Below are 20,651 nucleotides of genomic sequence, written 5' to 3' on the forward strand. Positions count from 1 at the left end.
AATAAAGCCGGACCGTTTCTCACCGTCCGGCTTTTTTATTAGTTATTCTGGTAGATGTCTTTGTACAAACGGCTCTCAAAGCGCACCAGCGGTATCCTGCGGTTGCGCTGGTCCGCCGGTTCCACGGCATAGCCAGAAAGATATTGTACAAAGGCCATCCGCTGACCGCTGGCGGTAGTGATAAAGCCTGCCAGGTTGTAAACCCCCTGCAGGGAGCCTGTCTTAGCGGAGACCTTGCCGTCGACGCCTGCCTGGTGCAGACCCGCACGATACTGTAACGAGCCGTCATAGCCCGCCAGAGGCAGCATAGAGATGTAGTTCAGTTCGCTGTCATGCTGAGCGATATATTGCAGCACCTGCATCATCGTCGCAGGTGAGATCAAATTATGTCGTGACAGGCCGGAACCATCGGCAATGATGGTGTTGCCGATATCCACGCCGACCTGCTGGCGCAGGATTTGCCGTACGGCATCAGAACCCGCGCGCCAGGTGCCGGGCACGCCAAAGCGAGCGTGGCCAATCATGCGGAATACGGTATCGGCAATCATGTTGTCTGATTTTTTCAGCATGGTTTTTAGCAGATCGCGCAGGGGAGCGGACTGGGTGCTGGCGATAACCGTGCCGGGCTCATTAACCTGCGTCTGGCGCAGCAGCGTCCCGCTATAGGTTATCCCTGCCTCTTTCAACTCGGCTTTGAGGATGGCACCAGCATAACTGGCGCCGTCCTGAATGGCGAAAGCCAGCGGTAAGGGTTCAGCGCGCTGCGGTAAGCAGCCCGTTAACGTAAAGCGATTGAGGTCGCCAGGCACTACGTCGAGTTCACAGTATTGCGCTTCGCTCGACCCGCGCGCCAGAGTGCGCACCTGGCTAAACATATTCACCGGGTAGTAAGAGGCCACGCGAATATAGGCCAGATCGCCGGGCTTTTGCGCGCTGTAAAGAGAGACGGAAAAGCAGTTACGATCGACAATCGCAGCGGCGGGGGGCGCGCTAAAGCACTGTGTCATGTCGTTCCAGGGCCAGCCGGGGGCTTTATCGTGGCTGGCGAAAATCGACGTGTCGATCAGCACGTTGCCTTCAATTCGTTGTACGCCAGACTTCTTTAATACGGCGACCATATTGCGAATATTCTGCCGTTTTAGCGTCGGATCGCCGCCAAATCGCGCAATCAGGTCGCCCTTTAATACGCCGTCGTTAACCGTACCTTTGCTTTCAAGGGTGGTGGTAAAACGAAAGTCAGGCCCCAGCTGAAGCAGGGCCGCCAGCGCGGTAATCACTTTTTGCGTACTTGCCGGTAACGCCATCTGCTTGCCGTGATAGTCGATAGTCGGCGCCTGGGCACCCACTTTTTGCACCATCAGGGCAAGGTTAGCGCCATCAGGAAGCTGATTAATGTAGTCATCGACATTCGCGGCCTGAGCATTCAGGGCTATACTAGTGGTCAATCCGATGATAAATCTGGGAAATCGCATAATCTCGCGCTAACAACCTGGAAACAAGCCGTCATACTACGGCGCATCGACCCGGAAAGTAAACGATGACCCATAGTGAACTTCCGGTTAAAATGCATATCAAATTGAAAAATTGTCGCTGACCTGGGGCCTTGTACCCGGGTCAGTTTTCTTTTGCTTCTGGCCGGGGGTATGCGCCTGAAACCGGGCAGATATAGCAACCGGGGCGATACGTCGCTCCTTACAGGAATGTTTAAGAGGTATAACAAATGCAAGCTATTCCGATGACCTTACGTGGTGCCGAAAAACTACGCGAAGAACTGGATTTTCTGAAATCCGTACGCCGTCCAGAAATCATTGCGGCTATCGCCGAAGCGCGTGAGCATGGCGATCTGAAAGAGAACGCGGAATATCACGCGGCGCGCGAGCAACAGGGCTTCTGCGAAGGGCGTATCAAAGATATCGAAGCAAAACTGTCCAATGCGCAGGTTATCGACATCTCCAAAATGCCGAACAATGGCCGGGTGATTTTTGGTAGCACCGTAACGGTGTTAAACCTGGATAATGACGAAGAGCAAACGTATCGCATTGTGGGTGACGATGAGGCGGATTTTAAGCAAAATCTGATCTCGGTGAACTCGCCTATCGCCCGCGGCCTGATTGGCAAAGAGCAGGATGATGTTGTCGTGATCCGTACGCCAGGCGGCGACGTGGAATTCGAAATTATCAAAGTCGAATACCTCTGATCGCGGCGTTGAGCGCCATTGTTGACGTTTTGTAAAGAAAAGAAAAAGGCCGCAGTGCGGCCTTTTAACAACTCAGAGAGCGTGGCATTTTGCTCGTCTGTTAGCGAAAACCCCTCGTTTTACACAGATTTTGTGTTCAATTAAGGATATTCTTAGCGCGGCAGCGAGATTTTGCGCTCTTTAGCAGGACGATAAAGCACCAGCGTTTTACCGATGACCTGTACATTACAGGCGCCGGTTTCGCGTACGATAGCGTCCACAATCAAGGTTTTGGTTTCGCGGTCTTCGGTAGCGATTTTGACCTTGATAAGCTCATGGTGCTCTAACGCTTGTTCGATCTCGGCCAGCACCCCCTCGGTCAAACCATTATTGCCAAGCATAACTACTGGCTTGAGCGGATGTGCCAGACCTTTCAGGTGCTGTTTTTGTTTAGTACTCAGATTCATCGTATATTTTGCTTACGTTGGGATTGAAAACGGGTCATTCTACCGCCATCTCCCATATATCACCAAATCGCTGCGTGGAATTTTACGTTGCTGTATGCGATGAACCCGGACGGAATGTGAAATGACAGGTAAAAAGCGTTCTGCCAGCTCGAGCCGCTGGCTTCAGGAACACTTTAGCGATAAATATGTTCAACAGGCACAGAAAAAGGGGTTACGTTCCCGTGCCTGGTTTAAACTTGATGAAATACAGCAAAGTGACAAACTTTTTAAGCCGGGAATGACTATCGTCGATCTCGGTGCTGCTCCCGGAGGCTGGTCGCAATATGCGGTGTCGCAAATCGGGGGAACAGGCCGCATCATCGCCTGCGATCTTTTACCTATGGATCCAATCGTTGGTGTGGACTTCCTTCAGGGCGACTTTCGTGATGAATTAGTTCTGAAAGCATTACTGGAACGCGTAGGTGACAGTAAAGTACAAGTTGTCATGTCAGATATGGCACCAAATATGTGCGGAACACCGGCGGTGGACATCCCCCGCGCCATGTATCTGGTTGAGCTAGCGTTAGAAATGTGTCGTGATGTACTAGCGCCTGGTGGTAGTTTTGTTGTGAAGGTGTTTCAGGGCGAAGGTTTCGAGGAGTATCTTAAGGAAATTCGCTCCCTGTTTGCGAAGGTTAAAGTTCGTAAGCCGGACTCTTCCCGGGCGCGTTCCCGAGAAGTGTATATTGTAGCGACCGGGCGAAAATGATAACCGGTGGATTTCATACGAAAGTTTGAATGAAACTGGATATAGAGTATCCTGACGCTGTTTTTAACACAGTTGTAATATGAGGTTAATCCCTTGAGTGACATGGCGAAAAACCTAATACTCTGGCTGGTCATTGCCGTTGTGCTGATGTCAGTATTCCAGAGCTTTGGGCCCAGCGAGTCTAATGGCCGTAAGGTGGAGTACTCTACCTTCCTGCAGGAGGTCAATCAGGACCAGGTTCGCGAAGCGCGTATCAACGGACGTGAGATCAACGTTACCAAGAAAGATAGTAACCGTTACACGACTTACATCCCGGTTAACGATCCGAAGCTGCTTGATAACCTTTTAACTAAAAACGTTAAAGTGGTTGGCGAGCCGCCGGAAGAACCAAGCCTGCTGGCTTCAATCTTTATCTCCTGGTTCCCGATGCTGTTGCTGATTGGGGTCTGGATATTCTTTATGCGCCAGATGCAGGGCGGCGGTGGCAAAGGCGCCATGTCGTTCGGCAAGAGCAAGGCGCGTATGCTCACCGAAGATCAGATCAAAACCACCTTTGCTGACGTTGCTGGCTGCGACGAAGCGAAAGAAGAGGTGGGCGAGCTGGTGGAATACCTGCGTGAGCCGAGCCGCTTCCAGAAGCTGGGCGGTAAGATCCCGAAAGGCGTTCTGATGGTGGGGCCTCCGGGTACCGGTAAAACCCTGCTGGCGAAAGCGATCGCCGGTGAAGCGAAGGTTCCGTTCTTCACCATTTCCGGTTCTGACTTCGTGGAAATGTTTGTGGGTGTCGGCGCATCCCGTGTGCGTGACATGTTCGAACAGGCCAAGAAAGCGGCACCGTGCATTATCTTCATCGATGAAATCGACGCCGTAGGTCGCCAGCGTGGCGCGGGTCTCGGCGGCGGTCACGACGAACGTGAACAGACGCTGAACCAGATGCTGGTTGAGATGGATGGCTTTGAAGGTAATGAAGGCATTATCGTTATCGCAGCGACCAACCGCCCGGACGTTCTTGACCCGGCGCTGCTGCGTCCAGGCCGTTTCGACCGTCAGGTTGTGGTCGGTCTGCCGGATGTTCGCGGTCGTGAGCAGATCCTGAAAGTCCATATGCGTCGCGTTCCGCTGGCGCCGGATATCGACGCGGCGATTATCGCGCGTGGTACGCCTGGCTTCTCCGGTGCGGACCTGGCAAACCTGGTAAACGAAGCGGCGCTGTTTGCTGCTCGTGGCAACAAACGCGTTGTATCGATGGTTGAGTTCGAAAAAGCGAAAGACAAAATCATGATGGGTGCGGAACGCCGCTCCATGGTGATGACGGAAGCGCAGAAAGAATCGACCGCATACCACGAAGCGGGCCACGCGATTATCGGTCGCCTGGTACCGGAACACGATCCGGTACATAAAGTAACGATTATTCCGCGCGGTCGCGCGCTGGGCGTAACGTTCTTCCTGCCGGAAGGCGACGCTATCAGCGCCAGCCGTCAGAAGCTGGAAAGCCAGATCTCTACCCTGTACGGCGGTCGTCTGGCGGAAGAGATCATTTATGGTGCGGAACATGTTTCCACCGGTGCGTCGAACGACATTAAAGTCGCGACTAACCTGGCGCGTAACATGGTGACTCAGTGGGGCTTCTCCGACAAACTCGGTCCGCTGCTGTATGCGGAAGAAGAGGGTGAGGTGTTCCTGGGGCGTAGCGTGGCGAAAGCCAAGCATATGTCCGATGAAACCGCGCGTATTATCGACCAGGAAGTGAAATCGCTGATTGAGCGTAACTACAATCGCGCCCGTCAGCTCCTGAACGATAACATGGACATTCTGCACGCGATGAAAGATGCGCTCATGAAATATGAGACCATCGATGCGCCGCAAATCGACGATTTGATGGCTCGCCGCGATGTTCGCCCGCCTGCGGGTTGGGAAGAGCCGGGTGCCGGTAATTCAGACAGCAACGGTACGCCGCGCGCGCCGCGTCCGGTTGATGAACCGCGCACGCCGAACCCGGGCAACACCATGTTTGAACAGCTGGGCGACAAATAAGTCCGGCGACTGAACATGCGTTGTTGTGCTAAAACCCTGGAGCTTGCTCCAGGGTTTTTTTATTGTTGCTCATCTTAATGGCCTAACTTTACTCATGCAGGGATAAACCATGAAGCTTTTTGCCCAGGATTCGTCGCTCGATCTCAGCCATCCACACGTCATGGGGATTCTTAACGTTACCCCCGACTCTTTTTCCGACGGCGGCGCCCACAACACGCTTATCGAGGCGGTGAAGCACGCCAACCTGATGATTAATGCCGGCGCGACCATCGTGGATGTTGGTGGCGAATCGACGCGCCCAGGCGCCGCTGACGTCAGCGTTGAAGAAGAGCTGGCGCGGGTTATCCCCGTGGTGGAAGCCATTGCGCAGCGCTTCGAGGTATGGATTTCTGTTGATACGTCTAAACCGGAAGTGATTCGTGAGGCGGCGAAAGTAGGCGCTCACATCATCAACGACATTCGCTCGCTGAGCGAGCCGGGCGCTCTCGAGGCGGCAGCGGAAACCGGCCTGCCTGTCTGCCTGATGCATATGCAGGGGCAGCCGAAAACGATGCAGGACGCGCCGAAGTATGATGATGTCTTTGCTGACGTCAATCGTTACTTTTATGAACAAATAGAGCGTTGTGTGCGTGCCGGTATCGCAAAAGAGAAATTGTTGCTCGACCCCGGATTTGGTTTCGGTAAGAATCTCTCCCACAACTATGCGCTACTGGCCCGGCTCGGGGAGTTTCATCACTTCGGCTTGCCGCTTCTGGTTGGCATGTCGCGTAAATCAATGGTTGGCCAGCTCCTGAATGTCGGACCTGGCGACAGGTTAAGTGGCAGCCTGGCCTGCGCGGTAATCGCCGCCATGCAGGGTGCGCAAATTATTCGTGTTCATGATGTAAAAGAAACGGTCGAAGCCATGCGGGTGGTGGAAGCCACACTTTCAGCGAGGGAAAATAAACGCTATGAGTAATCGTAAATATTTTGGCACCGACGGCATTCGCGGCCGCGTTGGCGATACCCCGATCACCCCCGATTTTGTTCTTAAATTAGGCTGGGCGGCTGGCAAAGTGCTGGCGCGTCACGGCTCCCGTAAAATCATTATCGGTAAAGACACCCGTATCTCCGGCTATATGCTGGAATCCGCCCTGGAAGCGGGGCTGGCGGCTGCGGGGCTTTCCGCGTCGTTCACCGGGCCGATGCCAACACCTGCGGTGGCTTATCTGACGCGGACATTCCGCGCCGAAGCCGGGATTGTGATCTCTGCCTCCCATAACCCCTTCTACGACAACGGCATCAAATTCTTCTCAATTGACGGCACCAAACTGCCGGATGAAGTGGAAGAAGCTATTGAAGCCGAGATGGAAAAAGAGATCACCTGCGTGGATTCTGCCGAGCTGGGTAAAGCCAGCCGCATTGTCGACGCCGCGGGCCGTTATATTGAGTTTTGCAAAGCCACTTTCCCCAATGAGCTGAGCCTGAGCTCGCTCAAAATCGTGGTTGACTGCGCCAATGGCGCGACCTACCACATTGCCCCGAACGTCTTCCGCGAACTGGGCGCAAAGGTTATCACCATGGGCTGTGAGCCTGATGGCGTTAACATTAACGAAGAAGTGGGCGCCACCGACGTGCGCGCGCTGCAGGCACGGGTTAAAGCGGAGAGCGCCGATCTCGGCATCGCCTTTGATGGCGATGGCGACAGGGTGATCATGGTCGACCACGAAGGTAATAAAGTCGATGGCGATCAAATCCTCTACATTATCGCCCGCGAGGCGCTGCGTCAGGGGCAGCTGCGCGGCGGCGCAGTCGGTACGCTGATGAGCAACATGGGGCTGGAACTGGGGCTAAAACAGCTCGGCATCCCGTTTGCGCGCGCTAAAGTCGGCGACCGCTACGTGCTGGAAAAACTGCAGGAAAAAGGCTGGCGTATCGGGGCGGAAAACTCCGGCCACGTTATTTTGCTCGATAAAACCACCACCGGCGACGGGATCGTGGCGGGCCTGCAGGTTGTCGCGGCAATCGTACGCAATCATATGAGCCTTCACGATCTGTGCAGCGGCATGAAAATGTTCCCGCAGGTTCTGGTAAACGTTCGCTATGCTTCTGCCGATATCGATCCCCTTGAAAATGAAAACGTTAAGGCGATCACGGCCGAGGTGGAAAACGCGTTAAGCAATCGCGGACGGGTACTGCTGCGTAAATCTGGCACCGAGCCGTTAATTCGCGTGATGGTAGAAGGCGAAGACGAAAAACAGGTTACCGAGTTTGCGCATCGTATCGCTGATGCGGTGAAAGCAGTTTAATCTCTCGTCTAAAAAGGCGGCAAATGCCGCCTTAAAAACAGGCAGATATCGCGCTTTTGCTGTTTTTTTCCGCACTTGATACAATGCGATAAAAATGCCCTTGCGAAGGTCATTCGCTTTGGTTAGTATTCACACCCGCTTCAGTGGGAAAGTTTAACGGCCCCCACGTTATTGGTTTGAAGCATTGGCAGGCGGCAACCCCGCAAGGAACAGGTTGATTATGTACGAAGCTCTTTTAGTTATTTTCCTTATTGTGGCAATTGGCCTTGTTGGTTTAATCATGCTGCAACAGGGTAAAGGCGCTGATATGGGAGCCTCATTTGGCGCAGGCGCTTCTGCAACGTTATTCGGTTCAAGTGGTTCTGGTAACTTCATGACCCGTATTACTGCTATCCTGGGCACGCTGTTCTTCATTATCAGCCTGGTGCTGGGTAACATTAATGCCAACAAAACCAATAAAGGAAGCGAATGGGAAACACTGAGCGCGCCAGCGAAAACTGAGCAGACTCAGCCAGCAGCTCCGGCACTGCCGAGCAGCGATATCCCGAAATAAGAAGTAGTCGTACCGAGGTGGTGGAATTGGTAGACACGCTACCTTGAGGTGGTAGTGCCCTAACGGGCTTGTGGGTTCGAGTCCCATCCTCGGTACCAATATTCCGAAAGAAAGACGCTGAAAAGCGTCTTTTTTTTCGTCTGTAGAAAAGCATCGTTCATTAAAAAAGCCGCTTGCGCGGCTTGAGATTGCTGACAAAACCGTGAGTGATGAAAGAGCGGCACAATGACGGTAGCCCGGATAAGGCGTTTCGCCGCATCCGGGAGTCCCGGGTGCGCTGTTTGCTTACCCGGGCTACGCCGTTCCATCAATTCCTGTTGGCTTTGTCTTTTATATCTTTCAGGCTCGATTACTTCGCCTTGTTTTCCAGATTTTCCACCTGCGGCAACCCGGTGGTGGAAGAGGCGGTAAGCAGCCCAGACTGTGCATAGCCGAAGAGCTTCTCGCGGGTATCGGTGATGTCCAGGTTGCGCATTGTCAACTGGCCGATACGGTCGTCCGGGGAAAATACGGAGTCGCCTTTTTCCATCGTCAGACGTTCCGGCTTATAGGTCAGGTTGTCGGAAACGGTATTCAGAATGGAGTAGTCGTTGCCGCGACGCAGTTCGAGGGTAACCTCACCGGTAATCTGGCTTGCCACCCAACGCTGTAAGCCATCACGCAGCATCAACGCCTGCGAATCGAACCAGCGGCCCTGATAGAGCAGGCGGCCAAGCTGGCGACCGTGCGCGTGGTACTGCTCAATGGTGTCTTCGTTATGAATACCGGTCAGCAGACGCTCATAAGCGATATGCAGCAGCGCCATCCCCGGAGCTTCGTAGATGCCACGGCTTTTCGCTTCAATGATACGGTTTTCAATCTGATCGCTCATGCCCAGCCCGTGGCGGCCGCCGATACGGTTAGCTTCCAGCATCAGCTCGACATCGTCGCTAAAGGTTTTGCCATTCAGCGCAACCGGATGGCCCTGCTCAAAACGAACGGTCACTTCTTCCGCCGCGATTTTGACGTTCTCGTCCCAGAACTTCACGCCCATAATCGGGTTAACGATTTTGACGCTGGAGTTCAGGAATTCAAGATCCTTCGCTTCGTGAGTCGCGCCGAGGATGTTGGAGTCGGTAGAGTAGGCTTTCTCAACGGACATTTTATAATCGAACCCGCAGGCGATCATAAATTCGGACATTTCGTGACGACCGCCAAGCTCGTCGATAAAGTCGGTATCCAGCCACGGCTTGTAGATCTGCAGTTCAGCGTTAGTCAGCAGGCCGTAGCGATAGAAACGTTCAATATCGTTACCTTTATAGGTGCTGCCGTCGCCCCAGATGTTTACACCGTCTTCTTTCATGGCGGCAACCAGCATCGTACCGGTCACCGCGCGACCCAGCGGGGTGGTGTTAAAATAGGTCAGGCCGCCAGTGGTATTGTGAAACGCGCCGCACTGAATAGCGGCGATACCTTCCGCAACCAGCTGTTTACGGCAGTCAATCAGGCGAGCATCCTCTGCGCCATACTCCTTTGCACGACGAGGAATTGCGTCATAATCGTCCTCATCCGGCTGGCCCAGATTTGCAGTATATGCATAAGGAACGGCACCTTTTTTGCGCATCCACAGCAGCGCCGCGCTGGTGTCGAGGCCACCGGAGAAAGCGATACCGATACGTTGTCCAACCGGAAGATGCTTGAGAATCGTCGTCATAAAAAAATCCCTGCTTGAAAAACTTATGGTGAGAGACTTAACAGCCCGCCATGATGATTTGCAACCTTTCAAAATCTGCTTAGTGAATGGTTATGCAAAATAACTGAGTTTTCATTTAATCATCTTTTCGCGATGACAGGAAGAGCGGAGTGTTATTTTCATTGCGATAATGACTTCGCAACCGCTATAAAATCACACCCGCGAAAGGGCGTACAGGTAAAAGCCGCCAGGGTTGACAGTTAGTTATGTTTATCAATATAATGAAGGCCGATTATACGTCCCGTCTTCGGTACCAAATCCCAGCATTATTTGCAAATCTGCTGCTAAACGAGTAGAATTTGCCACGTTTCAGGCGCGGGGTGGAGCAGCCTGGTAGCTCGTCGGGCTCATAACCCGAAGGTCGTCGGTTCAAATCCGGCCCCCGCAACCACTTTCCCTAAGTGTTCTTTTTCAAATATACTATGGAGACGTAACGCCTTCGTATCTGGATTTGAAAAAAATACTCCCGGAAGGTTCTCCAGGCCGCAGTTGCGGCTATAGGGTTCAGTTATTTAAAGCCCCGATTTATCGGGGTTTTTTGTTATCTGACTACGGAATAACTGGGCTTTACGCCCTTTTTTATGTCTTGGGGGTGGGCTTGTCCACATTAGAGCAAAAATTAACAGAGATGATCACAGCACCGGTTGAAGCGCTGGGCTATGAACTGGTCGGCATTGAATTTGTGCGTGGTCGCACATCCACGCTGCGCATCTATATTGATAGTGAAGATGGCATCACTGTTGATGATTGCGCCGATGTTAGCCACCAGGTCAGCGCGGTGATGGACGTTGAAGATCCTATCACCGTTGCCTACAACCTGGAGGTGTCCTCGCCCGGTCTCGATCGTCCAATGTTTACAGCGGAACACTACCAGCGTTTTATGGGTGAAGAGGTTGCGCTGGTCTTGCGTATGGCGGTGCAGAACCGTCGTAAATGGCAGGGCATTATTAAAGGCGTCGATGGCGAGATGATCACCGTTACGGTCGAAGGTAAAGATGAAGTGTTCGCATTGAGTAATATCCAGAAAGCGAACCTGGTCCCCCACTTTTAACATCTGGATTGAGGTGAAAGGCCCCCGATGAATAAAGAAATTTTGGCTGTTGTTGAAGCTGTTTCTAACGAAAAAGCGCTGCCGCGTGAAAAAATTTTTGAAGCGCTGGAAAGTGCTCTGGCTACAGCAACCAAGAAAAAATACGAGCAAGAGATCGATGTTCGCGTAGAAATCGATCGTAAGAGTGGTGATTTCGATACTTTCCGCCGTTGGCTCGTGGTGGAAGAGGTCACCCAACCGACTCGCGAAATCACGCTGGAAGCGGCGCGCTACGAAGATGAAAGTCTGAACGTGGGTGATTTTGTTGAAGATCAGATTGAATCTGTCACCTTTGACCGCATTACTACTCAGACGGCAAAACAGGTTATCGTGCAGAAAGTGCGCGAAGCCGAACGTGCGATGGTCGTCGATCAGTTCCGTGAACACGAAGGTGAAATCATCACCGGCGTGGTGAAGAAAGTGAACCGCGATAACATCACGCTGGATCTGGGCAACAATGCCGAAGCCGTTATCCTGCGTGAAGATATGCTGCCGCGTGAAAACTTCCGCCCCGGCGACCGTATCCGCGGCGTGCTTTATGCGGTGCGCCCGGAAGCCCGTGGCGCACAGCTGTTTGTTACCCGCTCCAAACCGGAGATGCTGGTAGAGCTGTTCCGCATTGAAGTGCCGGAAATCGGTGAAGAAGTTATCGAAATCAAAGCAGCAGCGCGCGATCCGGGTTCCCGTGCGAAAATCGCGGTGAAAACCAACGACAAGCGTATCGATCCGGTCGGCGCATGCGTCGGTATGCGCGGCGCGCGCGTTCAGGCGGTCTCAACCGAACTGGGCGGCGAGCGCATTGATATCGTTCTGTGGGATGATAACCCCGCGCAGTTCGTGATCAACGCGATGGCTCCGGCCGATGTCGCTTCTATCGTGGTGGATGAAGATAAACACACCATGGATATCGCCGTCGAGTCCGGCAACCTGGCGCAGGCAATTGGCCGTAACGGCCAGAACGTTCGCCTGGCTTCACAGCTGAGCGGCTGGGAACTCAACGTGATGACCGTTGAAGACCTGCAGGCTAAGCATCAGGCTGAAGCGCATGCGGCAATCGATACTTTTACACGTCACCTCGACATTGACGAAGATTTCGCCACCGTCCTGGTAGAAGAAGGCTTTTCAACGCTGGAAGAGCTGGCCTATGTGCCAATGAAAGAGCTGCTGGAAATCGATGGTCTGGACGAAGAGACCGTTGAAGCCCTGCGCGAACGCGCGAAAAACGCACTGACCACTCTGGCCCTGGCGCAGGAAGAAAGCCTTGGTAATAACGAACCGGCTGAAGACCTGCTGAACCTGGAAGGGTTGGATCGTGCACTGGCGTTCAAACTGGCTGCCCGCGGTGTTTGTACGCTGGAAGATCTCGCCGATCAGGGCGTAGATGACCTGAGCGATATCGACGGTTTGACCGACGAGAAAGCCGGTGAGCTCATCATGGCCGCACGTAATATTTGCTGGTTTGGTGACGAAGCGTAATAAACTGTAGCAGGAAGGAACAGCATGACAGATGTAACCGTAAAATCGCTGGCCGCTGAGATTCAGACCTCTGTGGACCGCCTGGTACAGCAATTTGCTGATGCAGGGATCCGTAAGTCCGCTGATGACTCAGTGACCGCGCAAGAAAAGCAGACGCTGTTAGCGCATCTGAACCGTGAACACGGTTCTGCGCCTGATAAGCTGACGCTGCAGCGCAAGACGCGCAGCACATTAAACATTCAGGGCACCGGTGGGAAGAGTAAATCGGTGCAGATCGAAGTCCGTAAAAAACGCACCTTTGTAAAACGCGATCCACAAGAGGCTGAACGTCTCGCAGCGGAAGAAGAAGCGAAGCGTGAAGCGGAAGAGAAGGCCCGCCGTGAAGCAGAGGAAGCTGCCAAGCGCGAAGCCGAGGACAAAGCCAAGCGTGATGCCGAAGAAAGAGCGAAACGTGAAGCTGATGAAAAAGCCAAGCGCGAAGCTACTGATAAGGCCAAACGTGAAGCTGCGGAAAATAGCAAAGTGAGCAACCAACAATCTGACGAAATGACCAGGACAGCCCAGAGCGAAAAAGCTCGTCGTGAAGCAGAAGCGCAGGAACTTAAGCGTAAAGCGGAAGAAGAGGCTCGTCGTAAGCTGGAAGAAAATGCGCGTCGCGTAGCGGAAGAAGCTCGACGTATGGCGGAAGAAAACAAATGGGCTGATAACGCTGAGCCGACCGAAGACACCAGCGATTATCATGTGACCACCTCTCAGCATGCCCGTCAGGCAGAAGACGAAAACGACCGTGAAGTTGAAGGCGGTCGCGGTCGTACTCGCAGCACAAAAGCGGCGCGTCCGGCGAAAAAAGGCAACAAGCATGCTGAAAGCAAAGCCGATCGTGAAGAAGCCCGTGCGGCCATTCGCGGCGGTAAAGGCGGCAAGCGTAAAGGTTCTGCTCTGCAGCAGGGCTTCCAGAAGCCGGCTCAGGCCGTTAACCGTGACGTTGTTATCGGTGAAACCCTGACCGTTGGCGAACTGGCGAACAAGATGGCGGTGAAAGGCTCTCAGGTCATCAAAGCGATGATGAAACTGGGCGCGATGGCCACCATCAACCAGGTCATCGATCAGGAAACTGCGCAGCTGGTTGCCGAAGAGATGGGCCACAAAGTAATCCTGCGTCGTGAAAACGAGCTGGAAGAAGCGGTAATGAGCGACCGTGATACGGGCGCTGCGGCTGAACCGCGTGCGCCGGTTGTGACCATCATGGGTCACGTTGACCACGGTAAAACTTCTCTGCTGGACTACATTCGTTCAACGAAGGTTGCCTCTGGCGAAGCGGGCGGCATTACCCAGCACATCGGTGCGTACCACGTTGAAACCGACAACGGTATGATCACCTTCCTGGATACCCCGGGCCACGCCGCGTTTACCTCTATGCGTGCTCGTGGTGCGCAGGCAACGGATATCGTGGTTCTGGTTGTTGCGGCGGATGACGGCGTGATGCCGCAGACCATCGAAGCTATCCAGCACGCGAAAGCGGCAGGTGTGCCTGTTGTCGTTGCGGTGAACAAGATCGATAAGCCGGAAGCGGATCCGGATCGCGTTAAAAACGAACTGTCCCAGTACGGCATTCTGCCGGAAGAGTGGGGCGGCGAGAGCCAGTTCGTACACGTCTCTGCGAAAGCGGGTACCGGTATCGACGAACTGCTGGACGCTATCCTGCTGCAGGCCGAAGTTCTGGAGCTGAAAGCGGTACGTAAAGGTATGGCGAGCGGCGCGGTGATCGAATCCTTCCTTGATAAAGGTCGTGGTCCGGTTGCTACCGTGCTGGTACGCGAAGGTACGCTGCATAAAGGCGATATCGTACTGTGTGGCTTCGAATATGGCCGCGTACGTGCGATGCGTAACGAACTGGGTCAGGAAGTGCTGGAAGCGGGTCCGTCCATTCCGGTGGAAATCCTCGGCCTGTCCGGCGTGCCTGCTGCCGGTGACGAAGTTACCGTGGTACGTGACGAGAAGAAAGCGCGTGAAGTTGCGCTGTATCGTCAGGGCAAATTCCGCGAAGTTAAACTGGCGCGTCAGCAGAAATCTAAACTCGAGAACATGTTCGCTAACATGACCGAAGGCGAAGTTCACGAAGTGAACGTCGTGCTGAAAGCGGACGTACAGGGTTCTGTGGAAGCGATCTCCGACTCTTTACTGAAACTGTCTACCGACGAAGTAAAAGTGAAGATTATCGGTTCCGGGGTTGGTGGTATCACCGAAACCGACGCCACTCTGGCAGCGGCGTCCAACGCGATTCTGGTGGGCTTCAACGTACGTGCCGATGCATCCGCGCGTAAAGTTATCGAAGCGGAAAACCTGGATCTGCGTTACTACTCCGTCATCTATAACCTGATCGACGAAGTGAAAGCGGCGATGAGCGGTATGCTCTCTCCGGAACTGAAACAGCAGATCATCGGCCTGGCCGAAGTACGTGATGTGTTCAAATCGCCGAAATTTGGCGCCATCGCGGGCTGTATGGTTACCGAAGGGATCATCAAGCGTCACAACCCGATCCGCGTCCTGCGTGACAACGTGGTTATCTATGAAGGCGAGCTGGAATCCCTGCGTCGCTTCAAAGATGACGTTAACGAAGTCCGTAACGGCATGGAATGTGGTATCGGCGTTAAGAACTACAACGACGTTCGCGTAGGCGATATGATCGAAGTGTTCGAGATCATCGAGATCCAACGTACCATCGCATAAGGTTGACCGGGTGTAGGCTGGATAAGGCGTTTACGCCGCATCCGGCAATGTAATGCCTGATGGCGCTATGCTTATCAGGCCTACGGCCCAATCACCGTATTTATTTCAAAAGGGGCTGATGCCCCTTTTTTGTCTTTTTACTGGAGAATTAATTATGGCGAAAGAATTTGGTCGCCCGCAGCGCGTGGCACAGGAGATGCAAAAAGAGATCGCCATCATCCTGCAGCGTGAAATTAAAGATCCGCGTCTGGGCATGATGACAACGGTTTCCGGCGTCGAGATGTCCCGCGATCTGGCCTATGCCAAAGTATTCGTAACCTTCCTCAACGATAAAGATGAAGAGGCCGTTAAGGCCGGCATCAAAGCGTTGCAGGAAGCGTCTGGTTTCATTCGCTCACTGCTGGGTAAAGCGATGCGTCTGCGTATCGTGCCGGAACTCACCTTCTTCTACGACAACTCGCTGGTGGAAGGGATGCGCATGTCCAACCTGGTCAGCAGCGTGGTGAAACATGACGAAGAGCGTCGTGTGAACCCGGACGACAGCAAGGAGGACTGATGAGTCGTCCTCGTCGTCGCGGCCGCGACGTGCATGGCGTATTGCTGCTGGATAAACCGCAAGGGGCGTCCAGCAACGATGTGCTGCAGAAAGTGAAGCGCCTTTATAACGCCAACCGTGCCGGGCACACCGGCGCGCTGGATCCGCTGGCAACCGGCATGCTGCCGATTTGTCTTGGCGAAGCGACAAAGTTTTCCCAGTACCTGTTGGATTCCGATAAACGCTACCGCGTCATCGCGAAGCTCGGCCAGCGTACCGACACCTCCGATGCGGATGGGCAGGTTGTCGAAGAGCGCCCGGTGAATTTCAGCGCCGGGCAGCTGGCGGATGCGCTGGAGAGCTTTCGTGGCGATACGCAGCAGATCCCCTCGATGTATTCCGCGCTGAAATATCAGGGTAAAAAGCTGTACGAATATGCGCGGCAGGGCATTGAAGTGCCGCGCGAAGCGCGTCCGATTACCGTCTATGAACTGCTGTTTATCCGCCATGAAGGGGATGAGCTGGAGCTGGAAGTGCACTGCTCGAAAGGCACCTACATCCGCACCATCATTGACGATCTGGGCGAGAAGCTGGGCTGCGGCGCGCACGTTATCTACCTGCGCCGTCTGGCGGTAAGCAAATATCCGGCAGAGCGTATGGTTACCCTTGAACAGCTACGCGAGTACGTCGAGCAGGCGGAACAGCAGGGGAGACCCGCAGCGCAACTGCTCGATCCGCTGCTGATGCCGATGGACAGCCCGGCGGCGGACTATCCTGTCGTCAATCTGCCTCTTACCTCATCGGTTTATTTTAAGAATGGTAATCCGGTGCGGACAACGGGCGCGCCCGCCGAGGGACTGGTACGTGTGACCGAGGGCGATGCAGGCAAATTTATCGGCATGGGCGAGGTGGATGACGAAGGGCGCGTTGCCCCGCGTCGTCTGGTGGTGGAGTACCCGCCTGCATAAGCCCCACCTTGCGATAAGCAAGCACTGCGAGTAGAATATTGCCGCTTAATGCCGGGTTATGTATTTAACATTTTCCGGCGTTAAACCTGGGGTCGCTGAATTAGAGATCGGCACCCTCTCATTTTTTTATCACTGGAGTTCAAAATGTCTCTAAGCGTTGAAGCTAAAGCAAAAATCGTTTCTGAGTTTGGTCGTGGCGAAAACGACAGCGGTTCTACCGAAGTTCAGGTTGCCCTGCTGACTGCACAGATCAACCACCTGCAAGGCCACTTTGCAGAGCACAAAAAAGATCACCACAGCCGTCGTGGTCTGCTGCGCATGGTTTCTCAGCGTCGTAAACTGCTCGACTACCTGAAGCGTAAAGATGTTGCACGCTACACTCAGCTCATCGAGCGTCTGGGTCTGCGTCGCTAAGTCTGGCGAGTTTCAGAGAAAGGGGCCGTAAGGCCCCTTTTTTCAACCAGGCGGCAGCAATTAACAGTACAATAATGTATTGTTGTTATGAATGATCTTCTGTTGCAGAGGTTCGCGCGGCTAATGAGAGGCTTTACCCGGCTGGGTTAGGATTGTCATTAGTCGCGAGGATGCAAAGAAGATCGGGTTTTAACGGCAGCATACCAGGGGGTAGGCTGCTTTCATTAAGAAAGGATATTACTTTGCTTAATCCGATCGTTCGTAAATTCCAGTACGGCCAACACACCGTAACGCTGGAAACCGGCATGATGGCACGTCAGGCGACGGCCGCTGTTATGGTTAGCATGGATGACACCGCGGTTTTCGTAACCGTAGTGGGTCAGAAAAAAGCTAAGCCGGGTCAGGATTTCTTCCCGTTAACCGTAAACTACCAGGAGCGTACCTACGCAGCTGGCCGTATCCCTGGCGGCTTCTTCCGCCGTGAAGGCCGTCCGAGCGAAGGCGAAACGCTGATCGCGCGTCTGATTGACCGCCCGGTGCGTCCGCTGTTCCCGGAAGGCTTCGTCAATGAAGTGCAGGTTATCGCCACCGTTGTCTCCGTTAACCCGCAGGTTAACCCGGATATCGTCGCGATGATCGGCGCATCCGCAGCGCTCTCCCTGTCCGGCATTCCGTTCAACGGCCCGATCGGCGCGGCGCGTGTGGGCTACATCAACGATCAGTACGTGCTGAACCCGACTCAGGAAGAGCTGAAAACCAGTAAGCTGGACCTGGTGGTTGCCGGTACCGAAGGCGCGGTACTGATGGTTGAGTCCGAAGCTGACCTGCTGAGCGAAGACCAGATGCTGGGCGCTGTGGTGTTTGGCCACGATCAGCAGCAGGTTGTTATCCAGGCGATCAACGACCTGGTGAAAGAAGCCGGTAAACCGCGTTGGGACTGGCAGCCGGAAGCGGTCAACGAAGCGCTGAACGCGCGCGTTGCAGCCCTGGCCGAATCCCGTCTGAGCGACGCTTACCGCATCACTGACAAACAAGAGCGTTATGCGCAGGTTGACGTCATCAAAGACGAAACCATCGCTACGCTTACTGCAGAAGACGAAACCCTCGACGCTAACGAACTGGGCGAAATTCTGCACGCTATCGAGAAAAACGTCGTTCGTAGCCGCGTACTGGCAGGCGAGCCGCGTATCGATGGCCGTGAAAAAGACATGATCCGTGGTCTGGATGTGCGCACCGGCGTGCTGCCGCGTACTCACGGTTCCGCGCTGTTCACCCGCGGTGAAACGCAGGCGCTGGTTACCGCTACCCTGGGTACCGAGCGCGATGCGCAGAACATTGATGAACTGATGGGCGAGCGTACTGACCGCTTCCTGTTCCATTACAACTTCCCTCCGTACTCCGTGGGCGAAACCGGTATGGTTGGCTCGCCGAAGCGTCGTGAAATTGGTCACGGTCGTCTGGCTAAGCGTGGCGTGCTGGCGGTAATGCCGGATGCGGCTCGCTTCCCGTACACCGTTCGCGTGGTGTCTGAAATCACCGAATCCAACGGCTCTTCCTCCATGGCTTCCGTTTGCGGCGCTTCTCTGGCCCTGATGGATGCAGGCGTGCCGATCAAAGCGGCCGTTGCCGGTATCGCGATGGGTCTGGTGAAAGAAGGCGACAACTTTGTTGTGCTGTCCGACATCCTGGGCGACGAAGACCACCTCGGCGATATGGACTTCAAAGTTGCGGGCTCCCGCGACGGTATCACTGCGCTGCAGATGGATATCAAAATTGAAGGCATCACCAAAGAGATCATGCAGGTTGCGCTGAATCAGGCGAAAGGCGCCCGTCTGCATATCCTGGGCGTCATGGAGCAGGCGATTAACGCGCCGCGCGGCGATATCTCTGAATTCGCTCCGCGTATCCATACCATTAAAATCAGCCCGGACAAGATCAAAGACGTCATCGGTAAAGGCGGTTCTGTTATCCGCGCGCTGACCGAAGAAACCGGCACTACCATCGAAATCGAAGATGACGGTACTGTTAAGATCGCAGCAACCGACGGCGACAAAGCGAAACACGCTATTCGTCGTATCGAAGAGATTACCGCTGAGATCGAAGTGGGCCGCATCTATAATGGTAAAGTGACCCGTATCGTTGACTTTGGCGCGTTCGTGGCCATTGGCGGCGGTAAAGAAGGCCTGGTACACATCTCTCAGATCGCCGACAAGCGCGTTGAGAAAGTGACCGACTACCTGCAGATGGGCCAGGAAGTACCGGTTAAGGTTCTGGAAGTTGACCGTCAGGGCCGTATCCGTCTGAGCATTAAAGAAGCGACTGAGCAGTCTCAGCCTGCTGCGCCGGAAGCTCCGGCAGCGGAACAGGGCGAGTAAGGTTGCCTTTGCCCTCCACGAAAGTGGAGGGCTTATTATCAGGCAGGACGCCATGTTTGCAGCCGGGGGACAGGACGTTCATCCAATTGTTGTCTTCGGGAGTGGGAAATGAAGCCTTTTTTGCGCTGGTGTTTCGTTGCGACAGCACTCACGCTGGCAGGATGCAGCAACTCTGCCTGGCGTAAGAGCGAAGTCCTCGCGGTGCCACTGCAACCGACTTTGCAGCAAGAAGTGATTCTGGCACGTATGGAACAAATTCTTGCCAGTCGGGCTTTAACCGATGATGAACGCGCACAGCTTTTATATGAGCGCGGAGTGTTGTATGATAGTCTCGGTCTGAGGGCATTAGCGCGAAATGATTTTTCACAAGCGCTGGCAATCCGACCTGATATGCCGGAAGTATTCAACTACTTGGGCATTTACTTAACGCAGGCAGGCAATTTTGATGCTGCCTATGAAGCGTTTGATTCTGTACTTGAGCTTGATCCAACTTACAACTACGCGCACTTAAATCGCGGTATCGCATTGTATTACGGCGGTCGTGATAAGTTAGCGCAAGATGATCTGCTGGCGTTTTATCAAGACGATCCCAATGATCCATTCCGTAGCCTGTGGCTTTATGTCGTTGAGCAGAAGCTCGATGAGAAGCAGGCACAAGAGGCGTTAAAGCAGCGCTTCGAGAAATCGGATAAGGAACAGTGGGGATGGAACATTGTCGAGTTCTACCTGGGCGACATTAGCGAAGCAACGCTGATGGACAGGCTCAAGGCGGACGCAACGGATAACACCTCGCTCGCTGAGCATCTCAGTGAAACCAACTTCTATTTAGGTAAGTACTACCTAAGTCTGGGGGAAAAGGACAGCGCTACGGCACTGTTCAAATTAGCGGTTGCTAACAACGTACACAACTTCGTTGAGCACCGTTATGCATTGTTGGAATTATCGCTCTTGGGCCAGGAGCAAGACGACCTGGCAGAATCGGACCAGCAATAGCTGACGACCACATCAGCCCGTAATCATTTTTTTGATTGCCATCATCTTAACGGGTGAGGGCGTTGTTGTTCG

General features: G+C 53.9%; 17 protein-coding genes and 2 tRNA genes. 16 read left to right on the forward strand and 3 right to left on the reverse strand.

The features are described 5' to 3' along the window. Nucleotides 1-38: 38 nt before the first annotated feature. On the reverse strand, nucleotides 39-1,472 hold the full coding sequence (gene dacB, locus ENTHG_RS10965; RefSeq protein WP_044179620.1) for a serine-type D-Ala-D-Ala carboxypeptidase: 1,434 nt from the start codon (nucleotides 1,470-1,472) through the stop codon (nucleotides 39-41). A 248-nt stretch (nucleotides 1,473-1,720) separates the two neighbouring features. Here dacB and greA point away from each other — a divergent pair, with 248 nt between their 5' ends. Beyond that, the gene (gene greA, locus ENTHG_RS10970) at nucleotides 1,721-2,197 is read left to right on the forward strand and encodes a transcription elongation factor GreA (RefSeq protein ID WP_044179622.1); all 477 of its coding nucleotides are present in this window, start codon (nucleotides 1,721-1,723) and stop codon (nucleotides 2,195-2,197) included. 152 nt (nucleotides 2,198-2,349) lie between these two features. Here greA and yhbY read toward each other — a convergent pair whose 3' ends face one another. After that, nucleotides 2,350-2,643 carry a ribosome assembly RNA-binding protein YhbY gene (yhbY, locus tag ENTHG_RS10975; protein ID WP_044179624.1) on the reverse strand — a complete coding sequence of 98 codons (294 nt, stop codon included), beginning with the start codon at nucleotides 2,641-2,643 and terminating at the stop codon, nucleotides 2,350-2,352. Nucleotides 2,644-2,764: 121 nt separating this feature from the next. Here yhbY and rlmE point away from each other — a divergent pair, with 121 nt between their 5' ends. The 6 genes from rlmE to ENTHG_RS11005 all read left to right on the forward strand — a co-directional run bounded on the left by rlmE (nucleotide 2,765) and on the right by ENTHG_RS11005 (nucleotide 8,364). Next, on the forward strand, nucleotides 2,765-3,391 hold the full coding sequence (rlmE, locus tag ENTHG_RS10980) for a 23S rRNA (uridine(2552)-2'-O)-methyltransferase RlmE (protein ID WP_044179626.1): 627 nt from the start codon (nucleotides 2,765-2,767) through the stop codon (nucleotides 3,389-3,391). Nucleotides 3,392-3,493: 102 nt separating this feature from the next. Further along, nucleotides 3,494-5,425: an ATP-dependent zinc metalloprotease FtsH gene (ftsH, locus tag ENTHG_RS10985; protein WP_044179628.1), complete on the forward strand. Its 1,932-nt coding sequence runs from the start codon at nucleotides 3,494-3,496 to the stop codon at nucleotides 5,423-5,425. 109 nt (nucleotides 5,426-5,534) lie between these two features. Next, a complete protein-coding gene (folP, locus tag ENTHG_RS10990; RefSeq protein WP_044179630.1) occupies nucleotides 5,535-6,383 on the forward strand; it encodes a dihydropteroate synthase in 849 nt (282 codons plus the stop codon). Continuing rightward, a complete protein-coding gene (gene glmM, locus ENTHG_RS10995; RefSeq protein ID WP_044179632.1) occupies nucleotides 6,376-7,713 on the forward strand; it encodes a phosphoglucosamine mutase in 1,338 nt (445 codons plus the stop codon). The genes folP and glmM overlap by 8 nt, the downstream gene beginning before the upstream one ends. Nucleotides 7,714-7,933: 220 nt before the next feature. Continuing rightward, a complete protein-coding gene (gene secG, locus ENTHG_RS11000; RefSeq protein ID WP_044179634.1) occupies nucleotides 7,934-8,266 on the forward strand; it encodes a preprotein translocase subunit SecG in 333 nt (110 codons plus the stop codon). 11 nt (nucleotides 8,267-8,277) lie between these two features. After that, nucleotides 8,278-8,364: transfer RNA gene (locus ENTHG_RS11005), tRNA-Leu, on the forward strand. Between the two features lie 251 nt (nucleotides 8,365-8,615). On the opposite strand, the gene argG is transcribed toward ENTHG_RS11005, so the two are convergent. Next, nucleotides 8,616-9,959 (reverse strand): argininosuccinate synthase, encoded by a 1,344-nt coding sequence (gene argG / locus ENTHG_RS11010; protein WP_044179636.1) that lies wholly within the window; start codon nucleotides 9,957-9,959, stop codon nucleotides 8,616-8,618. Between the two features lie 353 nt (nucleotides 9,960-10,312). Between argG and ENTHG_RS11015 the strand changes: the two genes are divergently transcribed. From ENTHG_RS11015 to nlpI, 9 genes are all read left to right on the forward strand, one after another. Continuing rightward, nucleotides 10,313-10,389 (forward strand) — tRNA-Met (locus ENTHG_RS11015). 207 nt (nucleotides 10,390-10,596) lie between these two features. Beyond that, the gene (gene rimP / locus ENTHG_RS11020) at nucleotides 10,597-11,049 is read left to right on the forward strand and encodes a ribosome maturation factor RimP (RefSeq protein ID WP_044180657.1); all 453 of its coding nucleotides are present in this window, start codon (nucleotides 10,597-10,599) and stop codon (nucleotides 11,047-11,049) included. Nucleotides 11,050-11,076: 27 nt separating this feature from the next. Further along, nucleotides 11,077-12,564, forward strand: a complete 1,488-nt coding sequence (gene nusA, locus ENTHG_RS11025) for a transcription termination factor NusA (protein ID WP_044179638.1) — start codon at nucleotides 11,077-11,079, stop codon at nucleotides 12,562-12,564. 24 nt (nucleotides 12,565-12,588) lie between these two features. Next, nucleotides 12,589-15,294, forward strand: a complete 2,706-nt coding sequence (infB, locus tag ENTHG_RS11030; RefSeq protein ID WP_044179640.1) for a translation initiation factor IF-2 — start codon at nucleotides 12,589-12,591, stop codon at nucleotides 15,292-15,294. 154 nt (nucleotides 15,295-15,448) lie between these two features. After that, a complete protein-coding gene (gene rbfA, locus ENTHG_RS11035; protein WP_044179642.1) occupies nucleotides 15,449-15,850 on the forward strand; it encodes a 30S ribosome-binding factor RbfA in 402 nt (133 codons plus the stop codon). Beyond that, nucleotides 15,850-16,797 carry a tRNA pseudouridine(55) synthase TruB gene (truB, locus tag ENTHG_RS11040; protein WP_044179644.1) on the forward strand — a complete coding sequence of 316 codons (948 nt, stop codon included), beginning with the start codon at nucleotides 15,850-15,852 and terminating at the stop codon, nucleotides 16,795-16,797. The genes rbfA and truB overlap by 1 nt, the downstream gene beginning before the upstream one ends. Nucleotides 16,798-16,941: 144 nt before the next feature. After that, nucleotides 16,942-17,211, forward strand: a complete 270-nt coding sequence (gene rpsO, locus ENTHG_RS11045; protein ID WP_044179646.1) for a 30S ribosomal protein S15 — start codon at nucleotides 16,942-16,944, stop codon at nucleotides 17,209-17,211. A 242-nt stretch (nucleotides 17,212-17,453) separates the two neighbouring features. Then, nucleotides 17,454-19,586 (forward strand): polyribonucleotide nucleotidyltransferase, encoded by a 2,133-nt coding sequence (gene pnp, locus ENTHG_RS11055; RefSeq protein ID WP_044179649.1) that lies wholly within the window; start codon nucleotides 17,454-17,456, stop codon nucleotides 19,584-19,586. Nucleotides 19,587-19,694: 108 nt separating this feature from the next. Beyond that, the gene (gene nlpI, locus ENTHG_RS11060) at nucleotides 19,695-20,579 is read left to right on the forward strand and encodes a lipoprotein NlpI (protein WP_044179651.1); all 885 of its coding nucleotides are present in this window, start codon (nucleotides 19,695-19,697) and stop codon (nucleotides 20,577-20,579) included. Nucleotides 20,580-20,651 lie beyond the last annotated feature (72 nt).

It is taken from the genome of Phytobacter massiliensis JC163 (assembly GCF_000321045.1).
Lineage (GTDB): Bacteria > Pseudomonadota > Gammaproteobacteria > Enterobacterales > Enterobacteriaceae > Phytobacter_A > Phytobacter_A massiliensis.